General features: G+C 62.5%; 6 protein-coding genes and 1 pseudogene. 6 read left to right on the plus strand and 1 reads right to left on the minus strand.

Translation table 11 applies throughout. The features are described 5' to 3' along the window. Positions 1–49: 49 nt before the first annotated feature. From K5I40_RS02415 to baeR, 6 genes and pseudogenes are all read left to right on the plus strand, one after another. A complete protein-coding gene (locus K5I40_RS02415) occupies positions 50–1,282 on the plus strand; it encodes an MdtA/MuxA family multidrug efflux RND transporter periplasmic adaptor subunit (protein WP_139563223.1) in 1,233 nt (410 codons plus the stop codon). Beyond that, positions 1,282–4,406, plus strand: a pseudogene (locus tag K5I40_RS02420) (MdtB/MuxB family multidrug efflux RND transporter permease subunit). The gene K5I40_RS02415 and the pseudogene K5I40_RS02420 overlap by 1 nt, the downstream one beginning before the upstream one ends. Further along, on the plus strand, positions 4,407–7,487 hold the full coding sequence (gene mdtC / locus K5I40_RS02425) for a multidrug efflux RND transporter permease subunit MdtC (RefSeq protein ID WP_223073775.1): 3,081 nt from the start codon (positions 4,407–4,409) through the stop codon (positions 7,485–7,487). It abuts the pseudogene before it with no gap. Continuing rightward, positions 7,484–8,899, plus strand: a complete 1,416-nt coding sequence (locus tag K5I40_RS02430; protein ID WP_223073774.1) for an MFS transporter — start codon at positions 7,484–7,486, stop codon at positions 8,897–8,899. Before mdtC ends, K5I40_RS02430 begins: the two co-directional genes overlap by 4 nt. Continuing rightward, the gene (gene baeS, locus K5I40_RS02435) at positions 8,896–10,299 is read left to right on the plus strand and encodes a two-component system sensor histidine kinase BaeS (protein WP_039031111.1); all 1,404 of its coding nucleotides are present in this window, start codon (positions 8,896–8,898) and stop codon (positions 10,297–10,299) included. The genes K5I40_RS02430 and baeS overlap by 4 nt, the downstream gene beginning before the upstream one ends. Continuing rightward, a complete protein-coding gene (baeR, locus tag K5I40_RS02440; RefSeq protein ID WP_039031110.1) occupies positions 10,296–11,021 on the plus strand; it encodes a two-component system response regulator BaeR in 726 nt (241 codons plus the stop codon). Before baeS ends, baeR begins: the two co-directional genes overlap by 4 nt. Before the next feature lie 36 nt (positions 11,022–11,057). Here the strand turns inward: baeR and K5I40_RS02445 are convergent, their stop codons facing one another. After that, positions 11,058–11,801: a MerR family transcriptional regulator gene (locus K5I40_RS02445; RefSeq protein WP_223073773.1), complete on the minus strand. Its 744-nt coding sequence runs from the start codon at positions 11,799–11,801 to the stop codon at positions 11,058–11,060. Positions 11,802–11,859: the final 58 nt, after the last annotated feature.

Genomic DNA, 11,859 nt, shown 5'->3' on the forward strand with positions numbered 1-11,859 from the left:
CTAAACTAGTATTATTTTCCGCACTGTTTCAGGACGAGAACATATAACGATGAAAGGCCGCAATAAATCCCGCTGGGTAATCGCCGCTGGCATCATTGTGGTGGCCCTTGCCGCCGCGTGGTACTGGCACCAAAAGAGTCCTGCACCTGCCGGTGCGTCGAGCCAGACGCAGCGCCCGGCGGGCGGTGGACGCCACGGGATGCGCAGCGGCCCGCTGGCGCCGGTACAGGCGGCGACCGCAGTCAGTAAATCCGTGCCGCGCTATCTCTCCGGCCTCGGCACCATTACCGCCGCCAACACCGTCACCGTGCGCAGCCGCGTCGACGGACAGCTGATCGCCCTGCACTTCCAGGAAGGGCAACAGGTGAAAGCCGGCGATCTGCTGGCCGAAGTCGATCCCAGCCAGTTCAAGGTTGCGCTGGCCCAGGCTCAGGGACAGCTGGCCAAAGATCAGGCCACCCTCGCCAATGCCCGCCGCGATCTGGCCCGTTTCCAGCAGCTGGTAAAAACCAACCTCGTCTCCCGTCAGGAGCTTGACGCCCAGCAGGCGCTGGTCAGCGAAAGCCTCGGCACCATCAAAGCCGATCAGGCCGCCGTCGCCAGCGCACAGCTGCAGCTCGACTGGAGCCGCATCACCGCCCCGATTGACGGGCGCGTGGGCTTAAAACAGGTGGATATTGGCAACCAGATCTCCAGCGGAGATACCACCGGGATTGTGGTGCTGACCCAGACCCACCCTATCGATCTGGTATTTACCCTGCCGGAAAGCGACATCGCGACCGTCATCCAGGCGCAGAAAGCGGGCCAGACCTTAACCGTTGAAGCCTGGGATCGCGCCAACAAGCAGAAGCTCAGCGACGGTACCCTGCTGAGCCTCGATAACCAGATCGACACCACCACCGGCACCATCAAGCTGAAAGCGCGCTTCAGCAATCAGGACGACGCCCTGTTCCCGAACCAGTTCGTTAACGCCCGCATGCTGGTGGCGACCGAGGAGAACGCGGTGGTGATCCCGACCGCGGCGCTGCAGATGGGTAACGAAGGCAACTTCGTCTGGGTGCTGAACAGCGACAACAAGGTCAGCAAACATCTGGTGAAACCGGGTATTCAGGACAGCCAGAACGTGGTGATTGCCGCCGGACTGTCGGCAGGCGACCGGGTGGTGACCGACGGTATTGACCGTCTGACCGAAGGGGCAAAAGTGGAAGTGGTGGAAGCCCACACCGACACCCCTGCTGAGCCTGCGAAACGCGAACATAAAAAACAGGGAGCGGACGCCTGATGCAGGTAATGCCTCCGAGCGCCACGGGCGGCCCGTCGCGCCTGTTTATCCTGCGCCCCGTCGCCACCACGCTGTTGATGGTGGCGATCCTGCTGGCGGGGATCATCGGCTACCGCTTCCTGCCGGTCTCTGCCCTGCCGGAAGTGGATTACCCCACCATTCAGGTGGTGACGCTCTACCCGGGCGCCAGCCCGGACGTGGTGACCTCGGCCATTACCGCCCCGCTGGAGCGCCAGTTCGGGCAGATGTCGGGCCTGAAGCAGATGTCCTCCCAGAGCTCCGGCGGCGCGTCGGTGGTGACGCTGCAGTTCCAGCTGAGCCTCTCCCTGGACGTCGCCGAGCAGGAGGTTCAGGCCGCGATCAATGCCGCCACCAACCTGCTGCCCTCTGACCTGCCTAACCCGCCGGTCTACAGCAAGGTTAACCCGGCGGATCCGCCGATCATGACCCTCGCCGTCACCTCCTCCGCCATGCCGATGACCCAGGTTGAAGACATGGTGGAAACCCGCGTGGCGCAGAAGATCTCCCAGGTCTCCGGCGTCGGGCTGGTGACCCTCTCCGGCGGCCAGCGCCCGGCGGTTCGCGTCAAGCTCAACGCCCAGGCCATTGCCTCTCTCGGGCTGACCAGCGAAACCATCCGCACCGCCATCAGCAACGCCAACGTTAACTCGGCGAAAGGCTCTCTTGATGGCCCGACCCGGGCAGTAACGCTTTCCGCCAACGATCAGATGCAGTCTGCCGATGAGTATCGCCAGCTGATTGTCGCGTACCAGAACGGCGCGCGATCCGCCTCGGCGATGTGGCAACCGTCGAGCAAGGGGCAGAAAACAGCTGGCTGGGAGCATGGGCTAACAAGCAGCAGGCGATCGTGATGAACGTCCAGCGTCAGCCGGGGGCGAACATCATTGATACCGCTGACAGCATCCGCACCATGCTGCCCACGCTCATCGACAGCCTGCCGAAATCGGTCAGCGTCAAGGTGCTGTCGGATCGCACCACCAATATTCGCGCCTCGGTCAGCGACACCCAGTTTGAGCTGATGCTGGCGATTGCGCTGGTGGTGATGATCATCTACCTGTTCCTGCGTAACGTCCCGGCGACCATTATCCCGGCGGTGGCGGTGCCCTTGTCGCTGGTCGGCACCTTCGCGGTGATGGTGTTTCTCGACTTCTCGATCAACAACCTGACGCTGATGGCCCTGACCATCGCCACCGGCTTCGTGGTGGATGACGCCATTGTGGTGATCGAGAACATCTCCCGCTATATCGAAAAAGGCGAAAAACCGCTGGCGGCGGCGCTGAAGGGGGCCGGTGAGATCGGCTTTACCATCATCTCCCTCACCTTCTCGCTGATTGCGGTGCTGATCCCGCTGCTGTTTATGGGCGATATCGTCGGGCGTCTGTTCCGCGAGTTTGCGGTGACGCTGGCGGTGGCAATTCTGATCTCGGCGGTGGTCTCCCTGACCCTGACGCCGATGATGTGCGCCCGGATGCTGAGCCATGAGTCCCTGCGCAAGCAGAACCGTTTCTCCCGCGCCTCGGAGCGGATGTTTGATCGCATCATCGCCGCCTACGGACGCATGCTTGCAAAAGTGCTCAACCATCCGTGGGCGACCCTCGGCGTGGCGCTGGGCACTCTCGCCCTGAGCGTGCTGCTGTGGGTGATGATCCCGAAAGGCTTCTTCCCGATCCAGGATAACGGCATTATTCAGGGCACCTTGCAGGCGCCGCAGTCGGTGTCGTTTGCCAGCATGGCCCAGCGCCAGCAGGCGGTGTCCGAGGTGATCATGAAAGATCCGGCGGTAGAGAGCCTGACCGCCTTTGTCGGCGTGGATGGTACTAATCCGTCCCTGAACAGCGCCCGCCTGCAGATCAACCTCAAGCCGCTGGACGATCGCGACGACAGGGTTAACACGGTGATTGAGCGACTGCAAAGCGCGGTGGCGAAAGTCCCTGGCGTGGAGTTGTACCTGCAGCCGACCCAGGATCTGACCATCGACACCACCGTGAGCCGCACCCAGTATCAGTTTACGCTGCAGGCCACCAGCCTCGATGCCCTCAGCACCTGGGTGCCGCAGCTGGTGGACGAGCTCCAGCAGCTGCCGCAGCTCTCCGACGTCAGCAGCGACTGGCAGGATAAAGGTCTGGCGGCGTATATCAACGTCGATCGTGACAGCGCCAGCCGCCTCGGCATTACCATGGCGGACGTCGATAACGCGCTCTACAACGCTTTCGGCCAGCGTCTGATCTCCACCATCTACACCCAGGCCAACCAGTACCGGGTGGTACTGGAGCACGACACCCGGCAGACGCCGGGGCTGGCAGGGCTGGATACCGTTCGCCTGACCAGCAGCAGCGGCGGGATTGTGCCGCTGAGCGCCATTGCCAAAGTGGAAGAGCGCTATACGCCGCTGGCGGTGAACCATCTGGATCAGTTCCCGTCTACCACCATTTCGTTTAACGTCCCGGACGACTACTCCCTGGGCGAGGCGGTGCAGGCGATTACCGATGCGGAGAAAAACCTCAGCTTCCCGACCGACATCCAGACCAAATTCCAGGGCAGTACCCTGGCGTTTCAGGCCGCGCTCGGGAGCACCATCTGGCTGATCGTCGCCGCGGTGGTGGCGATGTACATCGTGCTGGGCGTGCTGTATGAGAGCTTTATCCACCCGATCACCATTCTCTCGACCCTGCCCACCGCAGGCGTGGGGGCGCTGCTGGCGCTGATGCTGGCGGGCAGCGAACTGGATGTGATTGCCATTATCGGGATTATTCTGCTGATCGGTATCGTCAAGAAAAACGCCATCATGATGATCGACTTTGCTCTCGCCGCCGAGCGTGAGCAGGGGATGTCGCCGCGTGACGCGATTTTCCAGGCCTGTCTGCTGCGTTTCCGCCCGATCCTGATGACGACGCTTGCTGCCCTGTTAGGCGCGTTGCCGCTGATGCTCAGCACCGGCGTCGGCGCCGAACTGCGTCGTCCGTTAGGGATCGGCATGGTGGGCGGCCTGCTGGTGAGCCAGGTGTTAACCCTGTTCACCACGCCGGTGATCTATCTGCTGTTTGACCGCCTGGCCCTGTGGAGTAAAAGCCGCTTCCCGAAACGTGAAGAAGAGGAGGCGTAAGTGAAGTTTTTCGCCCTCTTCATTTACCGCCCGGTGGCGACGATTTTAATCTCGCTCGCCATTACGCTCTGCGGCGTGCTCGGCTTCCGGCTGCTGCCGGTGGCTCCGCTGCCGCAGGTGGATTTCCCGGTGATCATGATCAGCGCCTCCCTGCCGGGCGCGTCGCCGGAGACCATGGCCTCGTCGGTGGCTACGCCGCTGGAGCGCTCCCTCGGGCGCATCGCCGGGGTCAACGAGATGACCTCCAGCAGCTCGCTCGGCAGTACGCGCATCATCCTTGAGTTCAACTTTAACCGCGACATCAACGGCGCGGCGCGGGACGTGCAGGCGGCCATCAACGCCGCGCAGAGCCTGCTGCCAAGCGGCATGCCGAGCCGTCCGACCTACCGCAAAGCCAACCCGTCCGATGCGCCGATCATGATCCTGACGCTCACCTCGGACACCTACTCTCAGGGGCAGCTGTACGACTTCGCCTCCACCCAGCTGGCGCAGACCATCGCCCAGATCGACGGCGTGGGCGACGTGGACGTCGGCGGCAGCTCCCTGCCCGCGGTGCGCGTGGGGCTGAATCCGCAGGCGCTGTTTAATCAGGGCGTGTCGCTGGATGACGTGCGCAGCGCCATCAGCAACGCCAACGTGCGCAGGCCGCAGGGGTCGGTGGAGGATGGCAGCCGCCGCTGGCAGATCCAGACCAACGACGAGCTAAAAACCGCGGCGGAGTACCAGCCGCTAATCATTCACTACAACAACGGCGCGGCGGTGCGCCTGAGCGACGTGGCCAGCGTCACCGACTCGGTGCAGGACGTGCGTAACGCCGGGATGACCAATGCTAAACCGGCCATTTTGCTGATGATCCGCAAGCTGCCGGAAGCCAATATCATTGAGACGGTGAACAGCATCCGCGCCCGTCTGCCGGAGTTACAGGAGACTATTCCGGCGGCCATCGATCTGCAGATTGCCCAGGATCGCTCCCCCACCATTCGCGCCTCGCTGGAGGAGGTGGAGCAGTCGCTGATCATCTCGGTAGCGCTGGTGATCCTGGTGGTGTTCCTGTTCCTGCGCTCCGGGCGCGCGACGCTGATCCCGGCAGTGGCCGTGCCGGTGTCGCTGATTGGTACCTTCGCCGCCATGTACCTGTGCGGCTTTAGCCTCAACAACCTGTCGCTGATGGCCCTGACCATCGCCACCGGCTTTGTGGTGGATGACGCCATCGTGGTGCTGGAGAACATCTCGCGCCATCTCGAAGCGGGGATGAAGCCGCTGCAGGCGGCGTTACAGGGCTCACGGGAAGTGGGCTTTACGGTGCTCTCCATGAGCCTGTCGCTGGTGGCGGTGTTCCTGCCCCTGCTGCTGATGGACGGCCTGCCGGGGCGTCTGCTGCGGGAATTTGCGGTGACGCTGTCGGTGGCGATTGGCATCTCGCTGTTGGTGTCCCTGACCCTGACGCCGATGATGTGCGGCTGGATGCTCAAACGTAGTCCGCCGCAGTCGCAGCCGCGCAAAAAAGGCTTTGGCCGGATGCTGATGGCGCTGCAGGCGGGCTACGGGAAATCACTGAAATGGGTGCTGAACCATACCCGGGTCGTCGGGCTGGTGCTGGTGGGCACTATCGCCCTCAACGTCTGGATGTACATCTCCATCCCGAAAACCTTCTTCCCGGAGCAGGACACCGGGGTGCTGATGGGCGGGATCCAGGCTGACCAGAGCATCTCCTTCCAGGCGATGCGCGGCAAGCTGCAGGACTTTATGAAGATCATCCGCGAAGACCCGGCGGTGGATAACGTTACCGGCTTCACCGGCGGCTCGCGGGTAAACAGCGGGATGATGTTTATCACCCTGAAGTCCCGCGACGCGCGTAACGAAACCGCGCAGCAGGTGATCGACCGCCTCAGGGGTAAGCTCGCCAAAGAGCCAGGGGCGAATATGTTCCTGGTGGCGGTGCAGGATATCCGCGTCGGCGGGCGTCAGTCTAACGCCAGCTATCAGTACACCCTGCTGTCGGACGATCTCGCCGCGCTGCGGGAGTGGGAGCCGAAGATCCGCAAGGCGCTGGCGGCGTTACCGCAGCTGGCGGACGTCAACTCCGACAGCCAGAACAACGGCGCGGAGATGGCCTTAACCTACGATCGTGAAACCATGTCGCGGCTGGGCATTGACGTGAGCGCCGCCAACAGCCTGCTGAATAACGCCTTCGGCCAGCGGCAGATCTCGACCATCTACCAGCCGATGAACCAGTACAAGGTGGTGATGGAGGTCGATCCGCGCTATACCCAGGACATCAGCGCGCTGGATAAGATGTTTGTGATTAATAACGACGGCAAGGCGATCCCCCTCTCCTACTTTGCCCACTGGCAGCCCGCTAACGCGCCGCTGTCGGTGAACCACCAGGGGCTGTCGGCGGCGTCGACCGTGTCGTTTAACCTGCCGACCGGCTCGTCCCTGTCGGAGGCCAGCGAGGCCATCACCCGCACCATGACCCAGCTTGGCGTGCCGTCCTCGGTGCGCGGCAGCTTCGCCGGTACCGCCCAGGTGTTCCAGGAGACCATGAAATCGCAGGTGATCCTGATCCTGGCGGCTATTGCCACGGTCTATATCGTGCTCGGGGTGCTGTATGAGAGCTATATTCATCCCCTGACCATTCTCTCCACCCTGCCGTCGGCGGGGGTGGGCGCGCTGCTGGCGCTGGAGCTGTTTGGCGCGCCGTTCAGCCTGATTGCGCTGATCGGCATTATGCTGTTAATCGGCATCGTGAAGAAAAACGCCATCATGATGGTCGACTTTGCCCTCGAGGCCCAGCGCAACGGCAACATGACGCCGCAGAACGCCATTTTCCAGGCCTGCCTGCTGCGTTTTCGCCCGATCATGATGACCACCCTGGCGGCGCTGTTTGGCGCCCTGCCGCTGGTGATCTCCAGCGGTGATGGCGCGGAGCTGCGCCAGCCGCTCGGGATCACTATTGTCGGCGGGCTGGTGATGAGCCAGCTGCTGACGCTGTACACCACCCCGGTGGTCTATCTGTTCTTCGACCGCCTGCGGGTGCGTTTTTCCCGTAAACCCAACGAGACGGTAACAGGCCCATGACCGATCTTCCCGCTAACGTTCGCTGGCAGCTGTGGATTGTCGCCTTCGGCTTCTTTATGCAGTCGCTGGATACGACCATCGTCAATACCGCCCTCCCCTCCATGGCGAAAAGCCTCGGGGAGAGCCCGCTGCATATGCACATGGTAATTGTCGCCTACGTGCTGACGGTGGCGGTGATGCTGCCCGCCAGCGGCTGGCTGGCGGACAAAGTGGGGGTGCGCAATATCTTCTTTACCGCCATCGTGCTGTTTACCGCCGGATCGCTGTTCTGCGCCCGGGCGGAGACGCTGAACGAGCTGGTCATGGCCCGGGTGCTGCAGGGCGTCGGCGGGGCAATGATGGTGCCGGTGGGCAGGCTGACGGTGATGAAGATTGTGCCGCGCGAGCAGTATATGGCGGCAATGACCTTCGTCACCCTGCCCGGCCAGGTGGGGCCGCTGCTGGGCCCGGCCCTTGGCGGCGTGCTGGTGGAGTATGCCTCCTGGCACTGGATCTTCCTGATTAACCTGCCGGTGGGCATCATCGGGGCCATCGCCACGTTGTGCCTGATGCCGAACTACAAAATGCAGACCCGGCGCTTTGACCTGGTGGGCTTTTTCCTGCTTGCGGCGGGGATGGCGACTCTGACCCTGGCGCTGGACGGGCAAAAGGGGCTCGGGATCTCTCCGCTGGCGCTGGCCGGGCTGGTGGCTATCGGGGTGGTGTCGATTCTGTGGTATCTGTGGCACGCCAGGGGCAACGACCGGGCGCTGTTCAGCCTGACGCTGTTCCAGAACACCACCTACCGCCTGGGGCTGCTCGGCAGCCTGGCAGGGCGCATCGGCAGCGGCATGCTGCCGTTTATGACCCCGGTCTTTTTGCAGATTGGCCTCGGCTTTTCGCCGTTCCACGCCGGGCTGATGATGATCCCGATGGTGCTCGGCAGCATGGGGATGAAGCGCATTGTGGTGCAGGTGGTGAACTACTTTGGCTATCGCCGGGTGCTGGTATCCGCCACGCTGGGACTGGCGCTGGTGAGCCTGCTGTTCATGGCCGTCGCGCTGCTGGGCTGGTACTACGTCCTGCCGCTGGTGCTCTTCTGCCAGGGGATGATCAACTCCATCCGCTTCTCCTCCATGAATACCCTGACGCTGAAAGACCTGCCCGATGAGCAGGCGAGCAGCGGCAACAGCCTGCTGTCGATGATCATGCAGCTGTCGATGAGCGTCGGGGTCACCATCGCCGGGCTGCTGCTGGGCATGTACGGGCAGCACCAGCTCACCGCCGACAGCGCCGTCGTCCATCAGGTGTTCCTCTACACCTACCTGAGCATGGCGCTGATCATCGCCCTGCCGGCCTTTATTTTCGCCCGGGTTCCGGATGATACCAGCAAGAATGTCGTCATCAGGCGGCGCAAAAGGAGTGAACCATGAAGTTCTGGCGACCGGGCATTACCGGCAAGCTGTTTCTGGCCATTTTCGCCACCTGTATTGTCCTGCTGATCACCATGCACTGGGCGGTGCGGGTCAGCTTTGAGCGCGGCTTTATCGACTACATCAAACACGGCAACGAGCAGCGGCTGCAGGGGTTGAGCGATGCCCTCGCCGAGCAGTACGCCCTGCACGGCAACTGGCGCTTTTTACGCAACAACGACCGCTTTGTCTTTCAGATCCTGCGCTCGCTGGAGCACGACACCGACGACGATCGCCCCGGCCCCGGCATGCCGCCACACGGCTGGCGCACCCAGTTCTGGGTAATCGACCAGGATATGCGGGTGCTGGTCGGCCCGCGCGCCCCGGTGCCGCCGGACGGCACCAGGCGGGCCATCACGGTGAACGGCAATGCCGTCGGCTGGGTGATCGCCTCCCCCGTGGAACGGCTGACGCGCAATACCGACATCAACTTTGACCGCCAGCAGCGCCAGACCAGCTGGCTGATTGTGGCCCTGTCCACCCTGCTGGCGGCGCTGGCCACCTTCCCGCTGGCGCGCGGTCTGCTGGCGCCGGTCAAGCGGCTGGTGGACGGCACCCACCGGCTGGCGGCGGGGGATTTTTCCACCCGCGTCGATACCCGCAGCCAGGACGAACTGGGCAAGCTGGCGCAGGACTTTAACCAGCTCGCCAGCACCCTTGAGAAGAATCAGCAGATGCGCCGGGACTTTATGGCCGATATCTCCCACGAGCTGCGCACCCCGCTGGCGGTGCTGCGCGGCGAGCTGGAGGCGATCCAGGACGGGGTGCGTAAGTTTACGCCGGAATCGGTGACCTCATTGCAGGCGGAAGTGGGCACCCTGACCAAGCTGGTGGACGATCTGCATCAGCTGTCGATGTCCGACGAAGGCGCTCTGGCCTATCAGAAAGCGCCGGTGGATGTGATTAATATTCTGGAGATGGCCAGCGGTGTCTTCCGGGAGCGCTTTGCCAGCCGGGATCTGCGCATTGAGCTGTCGCTGCCGGAACACGCGGTGGTGTTCGGCGATCGCGACCGGCTGATGCAGCTGTTCAACAATCTGCTGGAAAACTGCCTGCGCTACACCGACGCGGGCGGCGCGCTGCGCATCTCCGGCAAATGTGAAGAGCAACGCTTCGCCCTGACCTTTGCCGACACCGCGCCCGGCGTCTCTGACGAGCAGCTCAACAAGCTGTTTGAGCGTTTCTACCGCACCGAAGGCTCCCGCAACCGCGCCAGCGGCGGCTCCGGGCTGGGGCTGGCGATCTGCGTGAACATCGTTGAAGCCCACGGCGGCACCCTCCGTGCCGCCCATTCGCCTTTTGGCGGGGTTAGCATTACAGTAGAGCTACCGCTGGAACGCGATTTATCGAGAGAAGCATGACTGAGTTACCCATTGACGAAAACACACCCCGCATCCTGATTGTGGAGGACGAGCCTAAGCTTGGGCAGTTATTAATCGACTATCTGCGGGCGGCGAGCTATGCCCCGTCGCTTATCAGCCATGGCGATCAGGTGCTCTCTTACGTGCGCCAGACCCCGCCGGATCTGATCCTGCTCGACCTGATGCTGCCTGGCACCGATGGCCTGACCCTGTGCCGGGAGATCCGCCGCTTCTCCGAGGTGCCGATTGTGATGGTGACCGCCAAAATCGAAGAGATCGACCGCCTGCTGGGGCTGGAGATCGGCGCCGATGATTACATCTGCAAACCCTACAGCCCGCGCGAAGTGGTGGCCCGGGTGAAGACCATTCTGCGCCGCTGCAAGCCGCACCGTGAGCTACAGGCGCTGGATGCGGAAAGTCCGCTTATTATCGACGAAGGCCGTTTCCAGGCGAGCTGGCGCAGCAAGCTGCTGGACCTGACGCCAGCGGAATTCCGCCTGCTGAAAACCTTGTCCAGCGAGCCGGGGAAAGTGTTCTCCCGCGAGCAGCTGCTGAACCATCTGTATGATGATTACCGGGTGGTGACGGATCGCACCATCGACAGCCATATCAAAAATCTGCGCCGCAAGCTGGAAGCGCTGGATGCCGAGCAGTCGTTTATTCGCGCGGTATACGGTGTGGGGTATCGCTGGGAAGCGGATGCCTGCCGGATCGGCGGGTGAAGGAAGAAAAATTACCCGCTGCGGCGGGTAATGGCATCAGAGGACGTCAGCCGCCCCGTGCGCCGTAATGACATAACCCTGCTTTTGCCAGTGCACCAGCTGCTGGCGCTGTTCATCCGACAGGGTTTTACCTGCCCAGACGAGAATATGCTGGCCCGGGAAGAACTCCGGATGGGGTAACTCCAGCGGTTCAGCAAAGACGTTGATGCGCCACCCCCGGTGCGACAGACGCCACGCCTCCATCCACAGGCGGGTACGATCCTCAACCCCCCAGCCAATGAGCAACGCATCCCTGCCCGCTTTGGTACGCGAATCGGTCAGGCTGGTGATCGCCTGTTCGATCAGAATGCCGTCCAGCATGCTGCCCATAATGCGCGCGGTAGCGTGGTCAAGGCTTAAGGTCTCTCGCACGGGAATAAACACGTTGTCGATCAGGACGTCCACAGGATGGTGCTGACAGAAAATCGCGATCTGCGCCCGCGATTTAGCCGGGTTCACCTGGCGCAGCGTGCCCATCATCTCTTCCTGCAGCACACCCCAGTTCCCTGGCTCAGGGGCTTTGTCCCCATCCAGCAGGGCTTTTACCTTACCCACCGGTACGCCACGCTCAATCCAGCGCTTGATCTCTTCAATGCGCTGTAGATCGTCGTCATCAAATTGCCGATGTCCGCCTTCACTACGCTGCGGCTTTAGCAGGCCATACCGGCGCTGCCACGCACGCAGAGTGACGGGGTTGATGCCGCAACGTTCTGCCACATCGCCAATACTGTAAAAGGCCATCAATTCCTCATGGCTGATCAATATATTCATCGTTCAAGGTAACGAATCTCACCGGGCT

Origin of the sequence: Leclercia sp. LTM14, from assembly GCF_023736175.1 — a bacterium.
Taxonomy (GTDB): domain Bacteria; phylum Pseudomonadota; class Gammaproteobacteria; order Enterobacterales; family Enterobacteriaceae; genus Enterobacter; species Enterobacter barmai.

Coding starts and splice junctions, on each gene's coding strand:
- K5I40_RS02445 (WP_223073773.1), bottom strand. CDS start 11,801: ATGGCCTTTTACAGTATTGGCGATGTGGCAGAACGTTGCGGCATCAAC.
- baeS (WP_039031111.1), top strand. CDS start 8,896: ATGAAGTTCTGGCGACCGGGCATTACCGGCAAGCTGTTTCTGGCCATT.
- baeR (WP_039031110.1), top strand. CDS start 10,296: ATGACTGAGTTACCCATTGACGAAAACACACCCCGCATCCTGATTGTG.
- K5I40_RS02415 (WP_139563223.1), top strand. CDS start 50: ATGAAAGGCCGCAATAAATCCCGCTGGGTAATCGCCGCTGGCATCATT.
- K5I40_RS02430 (WP_223073774.1), top strand. CDS start 7,484: ATGACCGATCTTCCCGCTAACGTTCGCTGGCAGCTGTGGATTGTCGCC.